Here is a 17,098-nt window from a genome sequence, read left to right as displayed (position 1 = left end):
GTCAGGCTCCTTCGTGCGTGGTGGTCGGGTCTTCGGTGCGTGCGCTGCGGGTCCCCTGCGCCCAGGCGGCGGCGATCGAGGGCCGCCCCGGCGCCGCGGCCTCGGGCGCCGAAGCCCGCGGGCTCGCGGCGGCGGACGTCCGCGACCGGCCGGCCGCGGACCGGGACCGGACGGTGAGCCCGCTGGCGGTGGTGCGCTTGGCGGGGGACGGCTCGGCCGCCGGCGGGGGAGCGGGGGAGGGCGCGGCGGACGCGGTCAGCAGGCTCTTGGGGATGAACATGTACACGCGCGTGCCACCGAACGGGTTCGGCGCCTCCAGGTCGATCCGGAAGCCGTAGTCGGCGGCGAGGGCCGCGGCCGCTCGCAGGCCGGTCTGCGGGTGCGCGCCCAGCTGGTTGATGTCGTCGCGCTGAGTACCCGTCAGGATCTTTCGGGCCCAGGTCAGCTGCTCCTCGTTCATGCGCAGACCGGCGTCGTCCACGATGACCGAGACGCCGTGGTGGCCCTCCTGGAAAGCCACGTGGACGCGCGCGGAGGAGGGGGAGTAGCGCACGGCGTTGTCCAGGAGCACCGCCAAGGCGTGGACGACCGGCCCGACCGCCCGGCTGGTCAGCGTGACGTCCAGCTCCTGGTGCTCGACGCGCTCGTACTCCTCGATGCTGCCCATCGCGGCCCGCACCACATCGGTCAGCGGGGTGGCCGGCCAGCGACGCGACAACTTGCCTCCGGACAGGACCACGTAGTTCTGGGCGACGAGCAGCATCTGCTGGGTGGGGTGGTCGATGCCGACCAGCGTCTCGTACGCCTCGTCTCCCTCGTGCCGCCGCACGCCGTGACTGACCCGCTGGCTCAGCTTGGAGGCCATGCCCACCATCGCGGAGGAGACGGCTCGCACCGCAGCCCTGCTGGACTCCTCGGCGCTCTGCCGCGCCCGGGCGACCTCGTCGTGAGCGCTCTCCCGGACCTCGGCGATCTGGGCGCTCGTGCTGGTCTGCGCGTCGTACTGGACCTTGCGCACCGTGTGGGCCGCCGAGTCGGCCAGCTCCGCGAGGCGCTGCGCGAGCACCGTGTTCACCAGCGCCTCGGGCAGTTCGATGTCGACCCCGTGGCCGGTGCCGAGACGCTCCGCCTCGGCCCCCAGCCTGGGAATCACACCGCCGGCGAACTGCGCGAGGACGTCCTCGGTGGCGCGCTGTCGCCTGGCGATCTCCTCGGCCTCGGCACGGAGGCGGCCGCTGGTGGCGCGCTCGCCCCGGTACTGGTCCCAGAACCGCCAGGCCGCGCCGCCGGCGGCCAGGGCGAGAACCGAGGGCACCACGGTGGTGGCCTGTATCAGGTCTGTCATCACGTCCTCTAGAGGTCTCAAAGGGGTGAGGCGGACGGGTGCCGCCGACTGGACGGGGTGACTGTGGCAGGTGCGGGCCGTGCCGCGGGCCGCGGTCCGCCCGGCGGCATCCGGTGCGCTCGGCTGCCACGACGCGTGGGGCCCGTCCGGAAGCCGCGCGGGCACATGGCCGGGCCCGTCACGGGCCGGGCCGCCGCGGGGCGGGTGCCGACTAGGGCGTCTGTGGGAAGCCGAGCCAGTGGGCGCATCGAGACCGTCTCGAGGGCCCGGCCTGTCTCACTGCACTCATCAGCACTTCCTGGCTTTCCTCGGTCGTGGCAGACTTCCCACGGCATACGTTTTCAGCCAATTGGCTTCTGAAAAGAGCCAGTTGGCGTCGCTCGTCAACGATATCTTGTCGTGTTCACCGCTCGTGGTCCAGATGAGCAGGGGCCACGCCGGGCGACCTGGTCACCGCCCGTCCAGCAGCGGGCGCAGCGCCGCCGCGAGGCGTTCGTACTCCGCGGATACGTTGTAGATCTGTCCGCAGACGCGGATGCCGCCGCCACCCGGCCACGACCAGACCAGCACGCGGAAACCGAGGCGGCCGGCTATCTCCTCGCGCAGCGCCGCCGCCTCGGCCTGGGTGCGGGCGAGGCCCGGCGGCAGCCGCAGCGCCCGCATGGCGAGCCGCTCGTCGGCGGGCAGGGGCCTCAGCCCCGGCAGCGCCGCGAGGAGTTCGGCGCCGTAGCCGGCGAGGGCGCTGTTGTGGGCGCGTACGCGGCCGGGTCCGAGGGAGGCGAGGAGGTCCAGGCCGTCCGGGGCGGCGAGCAGGCCCGTGTAGTCGGCGGTGGCCCGGTACTCGACGGCGCGGGGGAAGCCGCGGTCGTCCTCCCAGGAGGGCACGGGGGCCGGCACCCGTGCCCGGTGGGCGGGGGCCACGGCGAGCACCGCGCTGCCCGGCGGGGCGTACGCCCACTTGTGGAGGTTCCCGAACCAGAAGTCGGGTGCTCCGGCGAGGGGATCGGGGAGCATCCCGGGGGCGTGGGCGCCGTCGACCACGGTCGTCACGCCCCGCGCCGCGAGGTCGGCGAGGAGCCCGGGCGTGGCGATGGGCCGGGCGGTGGGCGAACTGATCTGGTCGAGCAGCGCGACCCGGGTGCGGGGGGTGAGGCCGGCGAGCACGGCCTTGCGCACCGCCTCTCCGTCGGCGAGCGCCGGGTCGAGGGGGACGGTGACGACCCGGGCCCGGCGGGCGGCGGCCGCGACGACCGTGCCGTAGCCGTGGTCGGTGACCAGCACCTCGTCGTCCGGCGCGAGCCGCAGGGTGTCCAGGGCGAGCCCCGCGGCCTCGGTGGCGTTGGTGACGAGGGCCATTCCGTCGGGGTCGGCGCCGAGGTGGACCGCGATACGGGCGCGGGCCTCGGCGAGCCGGTCCGGGACGGCGAGGAAGAAGGCGTCCGGATCCGCGGCGGCCTCCTCCGTCAGGCGCCGGTGGGCGCGGGCGACGGGAACGGGGACGGCTCCGAAGGACCCGTGGTTGAGATGGGCTACGTCGGCACTGAGCCGGAACAGCTCGGCGCCACCGGGGAATTCGGCGGGGGAGGTGGGGGTGATTGCGGGCACGCCGACGATCGTCTCAGGGGGACGGCGACATGCGCAGGCGTCCGCCGACACCGCTTCCGCGGATGTCGCGTTCTCGCCGCCGGATATGGCCTCGCGGAGGCGCGTCTCGTCAGAGCCGCGTATGGAATGCGGCCCTGGACATGAAGGACCCGTAAGGGACGAACTCCCGCCGGCCCGAACGGACGGAACCTGGGCGCACCTGCCCATGATCTGCCCGAGAGGGCGCGTGAAGGAGTACGCGTACATGTCCGCTCCGACTGTCGAGTCAAGCACCGTCCCGGCCGCGGAGGAACCGCCGGATACCCCGGACACCGGCGAGAAGCACCGGCTGACCGCCCTCACCGGACTCGCCGCCCTCTCGCTCGACGCGATGGCGTCCGTGGCGTACGGGCCCGAGGCGATCGTTCTCGTGCTCGCCGCGGCCGGCGGGCACGGCCTCGGGTTCACGCTCCCCGTGACCCTCGCGATCGCCGGCCTGCTCGCTGTCCTCGTCGCCTCGTACCGTCAGGTGATCGCCGCGTTCCCGGACGGCGGCGGCTCCTACGCCGTGGCCAAGGTCCACCTGGGACGCCGGACCAGCCTGGTCGCCGCGGCCTCTCTCGTCCTCGACTACGTGCTGAACGTCGCGGTCGCCGTCACCGCCGGCGTCGCCGCGCTGACCTCCGCCTTCCCGGCGCTGTACGACGACCGGCTGGTCCTCTGTCTGGGAGTGCTCGTCCTGATCACGGCCGTGAACCTGCGCGGCATCGTCGAGTCCGCGAAGGTCTTCATCGTGCCCACCGCGGTCTTCGTCGTGGCGATCTTCACGCTGATAGCCGTCGGCCTGTTCCGGGACGCGCCCGTCTCGACCGCCACCGCCGAAGGCCATGCCGCCGTCCTCACGGAGAACGCCACCACCGTGGGCGCCCTCCTCCTGCTCAAGGCCTTCGCGTCCGGCTGCTCGGCGCTGACCGGCGTCGAAGCCATCGCGAACGCCGTGCCCTCGTTCCGCGAGCCGCGGGCCAGGCGCGCCCAGCACGCGGAGATCGCCCTCGGCGGTCTGCTCGGCGCGATGCTGATCGGGCTCGCCGTGCTCATCTCCCGCTTCGGCCTGCGGCCGGTCGACGGCGTCACCGTCCTCGCCCAGCTCGCCGACGCCTCCCTCGGGCACAACTGGGCCTTCTACGTCATCCAGTTCGCGACCACGGTGCTGCTCGCGCTGTCCGCGAACACCTCCTTCGGCGGCCTGCCCGTCCTGCTCAAACTGCTCGCCCGCGACCACTTCCTGCCGCACGTCTTCGCCCTGAAGGCGGACCGCCAGGTGCACCGGCACGGCGTGCTCGCGCTCGCGGGCGTCTCGGCCGCGCTCCTGCTGTTCTCCGGCGGCGACACCAACACGCTCGTACCGCTCTTCGCGATCGGCGTCTTCGTCGGCTTCACCGTCGCGCAGACCGGCATGGTGCTGCACTGGCGGCGCGAGCGCGGCGCCCGGTGGCGGGCCAAGGCGCTGCTCAACGGCCTCGGCGCCCTGCTCACGGGGGTCAGCGCGATCGTCGTGACCGCCACCAAGTTCCACGACGGTGCCTGGCTGATCGTGGTCGCGCTCCCGCTGCTCGTGCTCTCCTTCGAGACCGTCCACCGCGCGTACGCGAAGATCGGCGAGCGGCTCGGCATCGGCCGCGTGCCCGAGCCCCCGCACCGCGACCACTCGCTGGTCGTCGTCCCGGTCGGCGGGCTCTCGAAGCTCACCGGTGAGGCGCTGAACGCGGCGGTGTCCCTCGGCGACGAGGTGCGGGCGGTGACCGTGACGTACGACGAGCCCGAGGACCGCGAGGCGGCGGCCGCGCTGCGCCGCGACTGGGAGCTGTGGAACCCGGGTGTCGACCTGATCGAGCTGAGGTCCCGGCACCGCACGGTGGGCCGCCCCGTGGCGGAGTACGTCAGGAGGATCTACGACTACCACCCCGGCACCCGCGTCACGGTCCTCATCCCCGAGACGGAGCCGGCCCACCTCTGGCAGCGCATCCTGCAGAACCAGCGGGGCGCGGTCGTCGCCCACGCCGTACGCCGCGACACGGACGCGGCGATCTGCCGCCTCCGCTTCCGGCTGACCTGAGGAAAATTTTCTCCGAAACGTTGGGCTCCCGGTCGGGAAATATATGAGACCGCCGTATGAGGGTTTAACGATCCCCGCGGTGAGGGTTTTTGGCACAGCGGAGGAGCGGGATTTTCCGCCGTGTGCAGGCCCCCTTAAGCGTGCTACTGTCGATCTCAGTTGCAGTTGTGGTTCCCGAACTTCAAGTGCCCCTGACCGGCCCTGCCGGTGGGAGCACTCTTGTATTTCCGGTCATTTTTCCGGGCGGGGTTAATCATCGCGGCGACACGGTGTCCGCACAGTGTGGACACCGATGTACTGCCCCAAGGAGATATGACATGGCTACTGGCACCGTGAAGTGGTTCAACGCGGAAAAGGGTTTCGGCTTCATCGAGCAGGACGGTGGCGGCGCTGACGTGTTCGCCCACTACTCGAACATCGCCGCCCAGGGCTTCCGCGAGCTGCTCGAAGGCCAGAAGGTGAGCTTCGACATCGCGCAGGGCCAGAAGGGCCCGACGGCCGAGAACATCGTTCCCGCCTGACGCGAACGCGCACTTGCAGCTGGGGCCCGCATCCTTCGGGGTGCGGGCCCCAGCTGCATTCTTTTACCGTAAAGCATTCTCGCTTTTACGTTCCATTCGGTCCATTTCTTGTGATTCTCTGTGCCGCTCATCGCCGGAAGAATTCCTTGGTATGCACCGCGTCGAGGAAGGTTCCGCATGAACCGCACACGTACGAACGACCGATTTTCCCGCAGCCGTAATGGCGGCGCCGACGCCGGAAAGAGCGGTAGCCGCTTCGGAGCGGCGGCCCCGCGCCGATCCGGTGGGTCCGGTGGCTACAGCCGCCGACCCGCCCCCGTGCAGGGTGAGTTCGCTCTCCCCAAGACGGTCACCCCGGCGCTGCCCGCAGTGGAGGGCTTCGCCGATCTCGACATGCCCGCGCCGCTCCTGGCCGAGCTCGGCAGGCAGGGAGTGGCCGTGCCCTTCCCGATCCAGGGGGCGACGCTGCCGAACTCCCTCGCGGGCCGTGACGTGCTCGGCCGCGGGCGCACCGGCTCCGGCAAGACCCTCGCCTTCGGCCTCGCCCTGCTGGCCAGGACCGCCGGACAGCGCGCCGAGCCCCGCCAGCCGCTCGGTCTGATCCTGGTCCCCACCCGCGAGCTCGCCCAGCAGGTGACCGACGCGCTCACCCCGTACGCCCGCGCCGTCCGGCTCCGCCTTGCCACCGTCGTCGGCGGCATGTCGATCGGCCGACAGGCCGGCGCGCTGCGCACCGGGTCCGAGATCGTCGTGGCGACCCCGGGCCGGCTCAAGGACCTCATCGACCGTGGCGACTGCCGTCTGAACCAGGTGGCCATCACCGTGCTCGACGAAGCCGACCAGATGGCGGACATGGGGTTCATGCCGCAGGTCACCGCGCTCCTCGACCAGGTGCGGCCCGAGGGGCAGCGGATGCTGTTCTCGGCCACCCTGGACCGCAACGTCGACCTCCTGGTCCGCCGCTACCTCACCGACCCCGTCGTCCACTCGGTCGACCCCTCGGCCGGCGCGGTCACGACGATGGAGCACCACGTGCTGCACGTCCACGGTGCCGACAAGCACACGGCCACCACGGAGATCGCCGCCCGCGAGGGCCGCGTGATCATGTTCCTGGACACCAAGCACGCCGTCGACCGGCTGACCCAGGACCTGCTCAACAGCGGTGTACGGGCCGCCGCGCTGCACGGCGGGAAGTCGCAGCCCCAGCGCACCCGCACCCTGACGCAGTTCAAGACCGGACACGTCACCGTGCTCGTGGCGACCAACGTCGCCGCCCGCGGCATCCACGTCGACAACCTCGACCTCGTCGTCAACGTGGACCCGCCGACCGACCACAAGGATTACCTGCACCGCGGCGGCCGTACCGCCCGTGCCGGTGAGTCCGGCAGTGTCGTCACCCTGGTCACCCCGAACCAGCGCCGCGGCATGGTCCGCCTCATGTCGGACGCCGGGATCCGCCCGCAGATCACCCAGGTCCGCTCCGGCGAGCAGGAGCTGCACCGCATCACCGGCGCCCAGGCCCCCTCGGGCATCCCGGTCGTCATCACCGCGCCGGTCACCGAACGCCCCAAGCGCGGCACCGCCGCACGCGGTCGCCGCCGCCCCGCTTCGGCGGCCCGGCGCGCCGCTTCGCAGCGGTCCGCCGTCGACGCCGCGGCGTAGCCCCTTCGCGCTCCGGACATCAACCCCGCTTTCAGGAGGCACCTTTGACGCTGGTTCAGACGCATCCCCGGCCGGTGAACGCCGAGCCCGTACGCGGTCCTTCGGGCGACGCCGCGGCCGAGGCAGGACCGCGGGTATGGGACGACATGACCGTCGAGGTGGCGTTGTCCGTCATGGCCGGCGCCCGCGTCGGGCACCTGCTCGTCTGCGACGAGGACGGCCGGCGCACCGGTCTGGTCACCAGGGCCAGGCTCACGGCTGTCCGTGACGGCTCCGGCTACACGGACCTGATGCGCCTGCGGGACCTCACCGCCGCCCCCGTCCACTGAACCAGCCCGTCACGGGCCGCCCCGACCTTCTTCCCCACCCCCTCCCCATGCGAGGTCTCATGCGCTGTGTCATCGCTCGCTTCCCGTTCGACCTCACCAAGAGCGGGGTGCTGGAAACGATGAAGGGCGTCAAGCCCGAACCGGTCACCGGCCAGTCCGTGATCATCGGGCGCCGCCACTACCCCGTCAAACAGGTCGGCCGGGTCATCACCCGCCAGGATCCCCGTGATTTCAGTGCGGGAGAGGTCCTCCGGGCCATGGCCCAGCTCGGCTTCACCTGCCGGACCCTGCCCGCGGCCGCCCCGGTCGCCCCCGCCAGGATGGGCAGTCCGTTCGAGCGGGCGTCCGCCCTGTTGGGCGCTCCGCTGCCGGCCTGACCGCCGGAGCAACCACCAGAACAGCAGTGAGGGCCTGACCGGCACGTGCCGGTCAGGCCCTCACTGCGTTCGGCATCCATAGATCAGCGGGTCCGATTACCTCATCGAGAGAAGGCGAAAAATCTGCTCTCGCTGGAGTAGACATTGGGTGCTCACCCGTCTATGGTTTCTGCTGTAGTCGAGATTGAGCATCGAGAAAGGCACGGCAGACACGAACTGCCGGGCAGTGGTACGGCGGCGGGGCTCGGAGCCAGAGTGGATCGGGATGGGCGACGGGCCGGCTGTCGAAGTGGCGCTGTAAGAGGCCACAGTTGAGTACAGAGAGGGAAGAACGGAGGAAATAGAGCGCCGTCAGGATCGCCCGGGCGGAAGTCTGCACCCGGGTACCGCAGGACATCGATAGGCAGGTGGTCTCCGGTCACGCATCCGCGATCCCCGCACCCCCGTCACTGCGACGGACGGCCGTGCGGATACGGAAAGCCGACGCAACACTGAGGTCGGCAGATGGTGTTGTAGTTCCTTCGGGGCCCCGGTGCCACACGCGCCGGGGCCCCTCCACATGCCCGGCGTCTCTCATTCGCCCGTACGCCCGCGCGTCATGGGCGGCGTCTCTCATCCGCCGTACGCCCGCGCGTCACGACCGGGCTATCGCCCCTTCGAGGAACGGGACGACCGCCTCGATGAAGCGCTCATTCCGATCGCCGACCACCATGTGTCCCGCACCGGCCACCTCCACGCACCGCGCGAGGGGGACGCCGGCACAGAACTGCTCGGCGATGTCCTGACGCACCACGTCACTGCTCCCGCCGCGGACGAGCAGGATCGGCACGCCGGCGCCGCGCGCCGCGTCGAGGAGGCGCTCCGCCATGCCGGGCGGATCCATCCGGTCCTCGAAACTGTCCAGCAGTCGCGGGTCCCAGTGCCAGACCCAGCGGTCGCCGTGGCGGCGCAAGTTGTTCCGTATCCGCTCGGGGTCGTCCGGACGCGGCCGGTGGGGCAGGTAGGCGGAGACCGCCGCGGCCGCTTCGCCGACGTCGGCGAAGCCGTCCGGCCGTCGGCGCATGAAAGCGAAGATCCGATGGGTGCCGTGGAGGTCCGGCCGATGGGCGACGTCGACGAGAACCAGCGCGCGAACCGCCGCCCCGGGCGGCTCTCCGGCGGCCAGCAGTGAACCGAGACCGCCGAGCGAGGCGCCGACGAGCACCGGGCGGCCGCCGATGCCGGTGACGAGCGCCCGGATGTCGTCGGCGAACAGGTCGAGGTCGTAGTCACCGTCGGCCGACCACTCGCTGGCGCCGTGCCCGCGCAGATCGGGGGCGACGACGTACCACCCCAGGGCGGCCAGTCGAGGGCCGGTCCGGTCCCAGGCGTGCCGTGTCTGGCCGCCGCCGTGCAGCAGGACGAGGGGCGGCGAGGACGCCTCGCCCCATACGTCCGCCGTCAGACGGATGCCGTCGCGGCCCACGAAGCGCCGGGTCCGTGGCGCGGCGCCGGGCGTCATGCCGTGCCCCGGGTCCGTAGCGGCGCAAGCAGCTCGTCGCGGCAGGGGTCCGAGGCCGCCGCCGCGAGCGCGACGTCCAGTGCGAACAGGGCGCGCGCCAGGAACCGCTCGTCGTCGATCAGGTCGGCGACCCACTGATGCAGCGCGCCCACGCACGAGGCGGCGACAGTGGCCGCCAGCGCGTCGGTGTCGATGTCGGCCCGCAGCAGGCCATGCGTCCGGGCGTCCGCCATCGTCCGGCGGAGCTGGACAAGCGGACTGCGGTCGAACACGAGACCACTTGCCTGCCACTCCCGCACCATGCGCCGCGACACGACCGGGTCGTCCACGAACAGCTGGACGGTCGACCTCACGACGTGCCGCGGGTCACCGGCCCCCGACACCGCGAGCCGGCGCTCCAGCTCGTCCATGAACCCGGCGGCGAGCGCCTCCCAGACCTTGTCGCGCGGCCCGATCAGGTTGTACACGGTGGCCGGGGCGACCTGCGCCCGCTCGGCGATCCGCTCGGTACTGATCACCGACTCCGGGCCCTCCCGCAGGAGTGCCCGCGTCGCCTCCAGGATCAGGGACCGCCGCCGGGCCTTGTTCTGCTCACGCAGGCCGCCCTCTTCGACCTTCCGCATACGCGTGCACCCCTCCGCCATGACATGGAAAAAACTAGAGACCCCTCTAAAAATAGAGGGGTCTCTAAAAGAGTCAAGAGTGGGGGAGGCCCATCACGTCAGCTGTGTGCGGCGGACGCACTCCGTGACCACGTCCCGCAGGCTGCCCGTCCGGTGCAGCAGGTCGCGCTGGATCTGGGCTCCATTGCCGTTCTTCAGGAGGTCCGCCGTGGCCCTGCGCACCAGGTCGAGGTCGCCGGTGTCCTCCAGGGCGTCCCGCACGTGGTCGACGAGCACGCGCACCACCTCGGCGCTGGTGGCAGGCCGCATGGTCACGGGGTGCAGCAGCGTGTCGTCGAGGCCGGAGCGCGCGGCCCGCCACGCGGCGAGCCGCAGCAGGTCGATGCCGTGCGCCAGTGGCGGCCGGCCGGCCCGCCACTCCCGTGCGGCCGTCTCGACCAGCGCCCGCGCCAGCGTCGCGACCAGGACGGTCGACGAGGCTTCCAGGCAGACGTCCGCGACCCGGATCTCGACCGTGGGGTAGCGGTGGGAGAGCCGGGCGTCGAAGTAGACCATGCCCCGGTCGCGCAGCACCCCGGTGGCGACCATCTGGGTGACCTGTTCCTCGTACCGGGCGGCGGAGCCGAAGAGCTCGGTGGGGCCCGCCATCGGCCAGCGGCCCCACACCCTGCTGCGGTAGCTGCTGTACAGGCTGTCGTTCCCCTGCCAGAAGGGCGAGTTGGCGCTGAGCGCCACCAGGACGGGGAGCCAGGGGCGGATGCGGTCGATGACGGCCACGCCCTCTTCGTCCGAGTCGACCGACACATGGACGTGGCAGCCGCACGTCAGCTGCTCCTGTGTGGTCAGGCCGAACTGTGCCTCCATCCACTGGTAGCGGCTGCCCGTGTTGATCGACGGGCTCACCGGCAGGGGAGAGGTGGCGAGGGCGGCGATCGCGGCGCCCACGTCGCCCGCGTGCCGTGCCGCTTCCCCGCGCCACCGGACGATTTCGTCCGCGAGGCTGTCCATGCTCGTCCGCGGCTGCGTCGCGAACTCGAGCTGCTGGCTCTGGAGCTCCTTCTCGAACGCCTCGTCCTCGGGCTCGCGGTAGTCGTCGGCGTGCTTCTCCGTGCCGGGGCGCTCCTCCGTGTCCCTGGCCGCTCGCGCCAGAACCGCGGAGGACAGGGCTCGGGGTTCCCCGCTCTCGCGGTCGACCAGGAGGAGTTCCTCCTCCACTCCTACAGTGCGCAAAGGAGCCTGCCTCTCTGTCCGTGACCGTTCGGGCTGTGGTTGCCCCGGTACCCCCGCTCGCCGTCCGCATCCGTACGGTGGAGCAGTGGTTCGTCGGATGTTTCAGCGGGAGCAGTTCGGCAAACCGATCCATTATGGTGCAATTCGGCTACACAATGATGACCGAGCAGGCGGGACCGCGCGCCCTCGTCGACGACGTGGTCGCGGCGGAGCGGGCCGGGTTCGACTTCTCCGTCACCTCCGACCACTATTTTCCGTGGCTCGACACGCAGGGGCACTCCCCGTACGCGTGGAGCGTGCTCGGCGCGGCGGCGCAGGCGACCTCGCGCATCCCGCTGATGACGTACGTGACCTGCCCGACGGTCCGCTACCACCCCGCCGTGGTGGCCCAGAAGGCCGCGACGATGCAGCTGCTCTCGGAGGGCCGCTTCCGGCTGGGGCTAGGCTCGGGCGAGAACCTCAACGAGCACGTCGTCGGTGCCGGCTGGCCCTCCCCGCGCGTCCGCCTCGACATGCTCGAAGAAGCGGTCGGCATCATCCGCGCGCTCTTCACCGGCGACAACGTCAATCACCAGGGCGACCACTTCGACGTGGCGAACGCCCGCCTGTGGGACCTGCCCGACGAGCTGCCGCCCATCGGCATCGCCGTGTCCGGCGGCCGGTCCTGCGCGCTGGCCGGGCGGCTCGCCGACCTCGTCATCGCCACCGAGCCCAAGGCCGACCTGCTCACGTCCTTCGAGGAGCACGGCGGCCGCGGCAAGCCCCGGGTCGGCCAGCTGCCCGTCTGCTACGACACCGACAAGGACGCGGCGGTGGCCCGCGCCCACGACCAGTTCCGCTGGTCCGTCGGCGGCTGGCCGGTCAACTCCGAACTGCCGGGCCCCTCCGGGTTCGCCGGTGCCACGCAGTTCGTCACTCCGGAGGACATCGCCCAGCAGATCCCGTGCGGAGACAGCGTCGACGACTTCGTCGAAGCGGTACGCCCCTTCGTCGACGCGGGCTTCACGGAGGTCGCCCTCGTACAGGTGGGCGGCGACCAGCAGCGCCCCTTCATCGAGTGGGCCGAGAAGAAGCTCCTGCCCGCGCTGCGGGAGCTGTGACGTGCCGGAGGCCGGAGAATCCCGTACACCGCACGCCCCGACCGCCGACCTCGTGCAAGTGGCCCTCGGCGAGTGCTCACCGGCCGACGCGGACACCGTCTTCGACGTCCTGCGCACCCACTTCGCGTCCGACCGCGGAAGTGACGCGCCACGCCAGACCGGAGAGGAGTGTCCCGCCGTGTGGACCGGCGAGTTCCGCGCCGCCCACAGCCCCGACTCCGTACCGGGCGTCCTGCTCGCGGGCTCGGTGACCGCCGACCTGCAGGGCGGCCCGGTCGCGGTCGCTCGCCTGCGCAGGACGCTCGAATCGGCCTTCGTCGTGTCGACCGTCGGCAGCGTCTCGGGCGACCAGGAGATCGAGGTGCAGCTCAGGCTGACAGGACCCGAGCACGGGGCGCCGCCCGGGGACGGCTGAAGCGGACGGCTGACGGGGCGGCCGGACGGGTGCCGTCCGTTCGGGTGCACGTCGGCGTGTCCGGCGCGCGGGTTCTCCGTCCCGGGACGGAGTCGCGGCATCGTCGGAGGGCCTGCACCCTGACGGACCACCGTCGCGGTGCGGCAGTCACGAGCCGACGGGACCGCGAAGGAGAGTAGAACTGGTGCGCGGAACGAGGTGGGGCGTGGCCGCGGCACTGTTGTGCTGCACCCTCAGCGGTTGCGGCGACGTCGGGGCGCGGGAGGACGGCGCCGCCCGGGCGGTCACCCGGTTCGAGGCCGGCCTGCGCGCCTCGGACGCCGCGCGCGGCTGCGTGGCGCTCGCCCCCGGCACCCGCGACGAGCTGGAGCAGTCCGCCGAACTGCCCTGCGCGCGGGCCCTGCCCGACGCGGGGCTGCCCACGGCGTCCGAAGTGCGGCACGTCGACGTGTACGGGCGCCAGGCACGCGTCGTGACCGACCGCGACACGCTCTTCCTGTCGTCCTTCCCGGACGGCTGGAAGGTCACGGCCGCCGGCTGCACCGAGCGCCCCGAGAAGCCGTATCAGTGTCTGATCAAGGGTGGTTGACCGGTGCGGACCATGTTCACGGTGTATCTCCTGATGGTGGCCGCGGGACTGGCCTACTGCACGGTGCTGGGGCTGATGCAGCGATGAGGCCGGGGCGCGCGAAGGGCGCTCGTGGCTTCCTGCACGACAACAGCCTGACCCTCGCCTTCGGCGCGGGCTTCCTCCTCACCCTGGCCGGGCAGGCGGTCGCCGGGCACGCCGACTTCAACAACCACCTCGCCGCCGAGGACCTGGCCCCGATGAGTTTCGGCGGCTATCTCCTGAGCTCCGACTTCGCCGTGGACGTGATGGAGAACTGGCAGTCCGAATACCTGCAGTTCTTCCTCTACATCTTTGGCACAGTCTGGCTGCTCCAGCGCGGCTCGCCCGAGTCCAAGGAGCTCCACAAGGCGGGCACCGAGTCCGACGAGGACCAGAAGATCGGCGAACACGCGCAGCACGACTCGCCGCGCTGGGCCTCCGTCGGCGGCGCGCGTCAGGCCTGGTACTCCCGCTCGCTCGGCATCCTCATGTGCGCCCTGTTCCTGCTCTCCTGGCTGGCCCAGTCCGTCGCCGGCACAGCCGCGTACAACGAAGAGCACCTGCGCGAACTCCAGGCTCCCATCGGCTGGTTCGAGTACCTCGGCGCCGCCGACTTCTGGAGCAGGACCCTGCAGAACTGGCAGTCCGAGCTCCTCGCCGTGGGGTCGATGGCCGTCTTCTCCGTCTATCTGCGCCAGCGCGGCTCCCCGGAGTCGAAGCCGGTCGGTTCCCCGCACGGCGCGACCGGCGTCGAAGGCGGCTGACCCTGAAGCGCGGGACCGGAGGAGCCGCGGCCGAACGCCACGTCACCGCCACGGTCGCCCTGGCGGTCCTGGGCGTGTTCGCCGTCTACCTCCCCATCAACGGCGTCGCGGGAGCGCTGCACGACATCGCCGCGTCCACCGGCGCCGACACCTCTCAGCTGCAGTGGGTCTCCGACGCCTACGTCCTGCCGATGGCGGCCTCCGTCCTGTCGGCCGGGGTGTTCGGCGATCTCTACGGCCGCCGTCGGATCTTCTCCCTGGGCCTGGCCCTGACCGGCGCGGGAGGCCTCGTGGCAGCCCTGGCCGGCCTGCTGGGGAACGGTGCGACGATGCCGGTCCTCTGGGCCGGTCAGGCCGTTTCGGGCCTCGGCGCCGGGCTCCTGCTCCCCACCACCCTTGCCCTGATCGCCCATGCCGTCCCCGACGCGCACGACCGTGGCCGCTCCATCGGCCTGTGGGCCGCCGGGGTGGCCGCCGGACTCGCGCTCGGCCCCCTGCTGTCCGGCGGCATCCTCGAATCCGGCGCCTGGGGTTGGATCTTCGTTCCCGCCGCCGCCCTGTCCTTCGGCACGCTCGTGTGCGGCCACTGGTGGCTGCCGGAGTCGAAGAGCCCAGAGGGCCGCCACCTGGACTGGCCCGGTCAGATCACCGCCGCCGTGGCCATGGCCGGCCTCATCTTCGGCGTGATCGAAGGCGGCTCCCGGGGCTGGACCTCCGCCCTTACGGTGACCGGCCTCGCCGTCGGCGTTCTCGCCCTGGCCGCCTTCCTCGCCGTCGAGCGCCGCGCCGCCGCCCCGCTGATGGATCTGCGGCTGTTCACCTCGCCCGGCTTCGCCACCGCCGCCTTCGCGTCCGTGATCGCCCTCTTCGCGACCGTCGGCTTCACCTTCCTGATCAGCCTCTACCTGGGCGAGGTCCACGACTTCTCCGCCCTGGAGATCGGCACCCGGCTCTTCCTCTTCGCCGGGGTCAGCGCGGTCGCCAATGTGCCGGTCGGGCTGCTGATGAGCCGCGTACCGCCGTTGGCACTGCTCACCGCCGGCCTCGGGCTCGGCGCCGCCGTCGCCCTTCTGTTCCTCCAGGTCGGCCCCGACACCAGTTTCCTGGACCTCGCCTGGCGGCTGGCCCTCTTCGGTGTCTCCATCTCCCTGATGCTCACCTCCGTCACCGTCGTCTCCGTCAACGCCGTCCCCCGGAACCTCGCCGGCATGGCCTCCGCCACCAGCACCGCACTGCGCCAGTTCGGCGGCGCCCTCAGCCCCGCCGTGGTGGGCTCCGTGTACGCCGTCGGCCTCACCGGCGACGGCACCCCCACCGCCGCCTTCCACCTCGCGCTGGCCGGCATCGGCGGCCTGCTGGCCATCGGCTTCCTCGGCTGTCTCGCCGTACTGGCCACCGGCCTGCGCCGCACACCCGGAGCCGGGTTGCCCGACGCCTGACGGCTCCGATAATGGAATGGTCCATTCACGCCCGATTCGTTCGCGTATGCCCGGGTGTGTGAGTGCGGTGCGCAGCCGTGCGGCGCCGGGCGCGGAGCTCCGGGAGGATGCGTGCGTGCTCACGAGGTTCCAGCCGGTGGAGAGGCGCCCCCTGTCGGGCGCCGCTCTCTCGCCGGCACCGATGAACTACTCGTCATCAAACAGACGGAACACCCGGGAGAGCCCGCGGTCCTGCACCGGTACGACACCCCCGCGGGCCCCCACCCCCGCCCCGTCCCCGGAAGCGAGGGCATGTGGCAGACGGCGGCCACCGGCACGCCGGACCAGGAGAAGGCGGTCAGGCGCGCGTTCGAGCGCGTGCGCACGCTCGGCGAGTACTTCGGCGAAGGCGAGTTCGGCACCGGTGCCGACGCGCTGATCGTGCAGAGCCGCAGGGACCGGGCGCACAAGGCGGTCTTCGCCGGGGCCGAGCTCTGCGGCAGCCGCCACCGCCTGCACATCAAGGGGGCGCGGAAACTCACCGGCAGCGCCGACGACGCCGTCCGTGCCGAACTGGTCAGCGGTGTCTGCCTGTTCAGTCACCAGAACCTGCGCTTCATCGACGAGCACGGCCGCGGTACGGAGCTGCTGCGCGCCGACGCCGCTCCGTCGGCCGCTCGGCTGCGGTCCATCGTCACGGAGGGCGAACTGTCGCTCTACGAGTACGAGACCGTCCTGCGCCAGTCACGCGTGATCGGCGACGTCGCCGCCCTGCTGCCCTCCTCCCTGGCCCTGACGGTCACCGTCGACGTGCCGCGAGTGCAGTACTACCTCTACCTCCTCGACGCCTTCCAGAGCGGCCTCGTCGCCGCCGAACTGGCGCAGCGCTATTTCCGCCTGGTCGATAGCCGCTACACCCGTGTGCTCGACCTGTTCCGCCGGCACATCCGCCGGGCACTGGACGCCGCGGGCCGTCCGGACGTCCCCGTACGCACCGCACCCGGCCTCGACCCGCTCGCCGAGTGCCTGTGGGACGCGGTGACCACCGGGGACATACCCCGCGACGACGACCTCCTCGCCATGATGATCGTCGGCGGCGACCCGATGTGGAAGGAACTGCGGGAACTCGACGTCCCGCGCGACCGCCACTGCCTCGGTTACACCAGCTACCTCGTGGAACTCCTGCGCGCGGCCGGGCTCTCCGACGACGGCAAGGGCGCCCTGAGCATCAACGTGGACAGCTTCGGCGAAGCGCTGCTGTTCGACCAGGCACGGCAGTTGCGGCAGCGCCTCGGCGCCCCGGAGGACGACCCGCCGTCCCTGGGCATCTACGCCGCCGAGACCGTACAGACGCTGCGCCCCGACGGCCACGCGGCCTCCCTGTACCTGACCGACCCCGGCCGGTACGCCGTGGACGAGGACGGCACGCGCGTGGACCTCTTCCGCCTGATCGACGCTCTGTACGCACAGCCGCCCCCGGCGTGATGTGAGGCAGAACCATGT

At 71.7% G+C, this 17,098-nt stretch carries 16 protein-coding genes; 11 read left to right on the top strand and 5 right to left on the bottom strand.

What is annotated here, in order from left to right; genetic code table 11:
• Position 1: 1 nt before the first annotated feature.
• Positions 2-1,345 (bottom strand): ATP-binding protein, encoded by a 1,344-nt coding sequence (locus tag ACH4D5_RS05740; protein ID WP_398298968.1) that lies wholly within the window; start codon positions 1,343-1,345, stop codon positions 2-4.
• A 450-nt stretch (positions 1,346-1,795) separates the two neighbouring features.
• Positions 1,796-2,950, bottom strand: coding sequence for an aminotransferase class V-fold PLP-dependent enzyme (locus ACH4D5_RS05735; RefSeq protein WP_398298966.1), 1,155 nt, complete (start codon positions 2,948-2,950; stop codon positions 1,796-1,798).
• Positions 2,951-3,194: 244 nt separating this feature from the next.
• Between ACH4D5_RS05735 and ACH4D5_RS05730 the strand changes: the two genes are divergently transcribed.
• The 5 genes from ACH4D5_RS05730 to ACH4D5_RS05710 all read left to right on the top strand — a co-directional run bounded on the left by ACH4D5_RS05730 (position 3,195) and on the right by ACH4D5_RS05710 (position 7,934).
• Positions 3,195-5,045, top strand: coding sequence for an APC family permease (locus ACH4D5_RS05730; RefSeq protein ID WP_398298964.1), 1,851 nt, complete (start codon positions 3,195-3,197; stop codon positions 5,043-5,045).
• Between the two features lie 317 nt (positions 5,046-5,362).
• Positions 5,363-5,566 carry a cold-shock protein gene (locus tag ACH4D5_RS05725; RefSeq protein ID WP_004986771.1) on the top strand — a complete coding sequence of 68 codons (204 nt, stop codon included), beginning with the start codon at positions 5,363-5,365 and terminating at the stop codon, positions 5,564-5,566.
• A gap of 177 nt (positions 5,567-5,743) precedes the next feature.
• Positions 5,744-7,228, top strand: coding sequence for a DEAD/DEAH box helicase (locus ACH4D5_RS05720; protein ID WP_398298962.1), 1,485 nt, complete (start codon positions 5,744-5,746; stop codon positions 7,226-7,228).
• 44 nt (positions 7,229-7,272) lie between these two features.
• Positions 7,273-7,557: a CBS domain-containing protein gene (locus ACH4D5_RS05715; RefSeq protein WP_398298960.1), complete on the top strand. Its 285-nt coding sequence runs from the start codon at positions 7,273-7,275 to the stop codon at positions 7,555-7,557.
• A gap of 59 nt (positions 7,558-7,616) precedes the next feature.
• Positions 7,617-7,934 (top strand): SCO5918 family protein, encoded by a 318-nt coding sequence (locus ACH4D5_RS05710; protein WP_398299961.1) that lies wholly within the window; start codon positions 7,617-7,619, stop codon positions 7,932-7,934.
• Positions 7,935-8,568: 634 nt separating this feature from the next.
• Here the strand turns inward: ACH4D5_RS05710 and ACH4D5_RS05705 are convergent.
• The 3 genes from ACH4D5_RS05705 to ACH4D5_RS05695 all read right to left on the bottom strand — a co-directional run bounded on the left by ACH4D5_RS05705 (position 8,569) and on the right by ACH4D5_RS05695 (position 11,288).
• Positions 8,569-9,435, bottom strand: coding sequence for an alpha/beta fold hydrolase (locus ACH4D5_RS05705; protein ID WP_398298958.1), 867 nt, complete (start codon positions 9,433-9,435; stop codon positions 8,569-8,571).
• Positions 9,432-10,058 carry a TetR/AcrR family transcriptional regulator gene (locus ACH4D5_RS05700; protein ID WP_398298956.1) on the bottom strand — a complete coding sequence of 209 codons (627 nt, stop codon included), beginning with the start codon at positions 10,056-10,058 and terminating at the stop codon, positions 9,432-9,434. The genes ACH4D5_RS05705 and ACH4D5_RS05700 overlap by 4 nt, the downstream gene beginning before the upstream one ends.
• A gap of 93 nt (positions 10,059-10,151) precedes the next feature.
• Complete coding sequence (locus ACH4D5_RS05695; protein ID WP_398298954.1) at positions 10,152-11,288, bottom strand: glutamate--cysteine ligase; 1,137 nt, start codon at positions 11,286-11,288, stop codon at positions 10,152-10,154.
• A gap of 134 nt (positions 11,289-11,422) precedes the next feature.
• Here ACH4D5_RS05695 and ACH4D5_RS05690 point away from each other — a divergent pair, with 134 nt between their 5' ends.
• The 6 genes from ACH4D5_RS05690 to ACH4D5_RS05665 all read left to right on the top strand — a co-directional run bounded on the left by ACH4D5_RS05690 (position 11,423) and on the right by ACH4D5_RS05665 (position 17,080).
• Positions 11,423-12,388, top strand: a complete 966-nt coding sequence (locus ACH4D5_RS05690; protein ID WP_398298952.1) for an LLM class F420-dependent oxidoreductase — start codon at positions 11,423-11,425, stop codon at positions 12,386-12,388.
• A 1-nt stretch (position 12,389) separates the two neighbouring features.
• Positions 12,390-12,803 (top strand): hypothetical protein, encoded by a 414-nt coding sequence (locus ACH4D5_RS05685; RefSeq protein WP_398298951.1) that lies wholly within the window; start codon positions 12,390-12,392, stop codon positions 12,801-12,803.
• Positions 12,804-12,987: 184 nt separating this feature from the next.
• Positions 12,988-13,392 carry a hypothetical protein gene (locus ACH4D5_RS05680; RefSeq protein WP_398298949.1) on the top strand — a complete coding sequence of 135 codons (405 nt, stop codon included), beginning with the start codon at positions 12,988-12,990 and terminating at the stop codon, positions 13,390-13,392.
• An 83-nt stretch (positions 13,393-13,475) separates the two neighbouring features.
• Positions 13,476-14,177 carry a DUF6766 family protein gene (locus ACH4D5_RS05675; RefSeq protein ID WP_398298947.1) on the top strand — a complete coding sequence of 234 codons (702 nt, stop codon included), beginning with the start codon at positions 13,476-13,478 and terminating at the stop codon, positions 14,175-14,177.
• A 74-nt stretch (positions 14,178-14,251) separates the two neighbouring features.
• On the top strand, positions 14,252-15,616 hold the full coding sequence (locus ACH4D5_RS05670) for an MFS transporter (protein WP_398298945.1): 1,365 nt from the start codon (positions 14,252-14,254) through the stop codon (positions 15,614-15,616).
• Between the two features lie 111 nt (positions 15,617-15,727).
• Positions 15,728-17,080, top strand: a complete 1,353-nt coding sequence (locus tag ACH4D5_RS05665) for a hypothetical protein (RefSeq protein ID WP_398298943.1) — start codon at positions 15,728-15,730, stop codon at positions 17,078-17,080.
• The last annotated feature ends 18 nt before the right edge of the window (positions 17,081-17,098 follow it).

It is taken from the genome of Streptomyces sp. NPDC018029, assembly GCF_044327655.1.
Lineage (GTDB): Bacteria > Actinomycetota > Actinomycetes > Streptomycetales > Streptomycetaceae > Streptomyces.
Note: the sequence above shows the minus strand (reverse complement) of the source record. Positions and strands in the feature narration are given on the sequence as shown.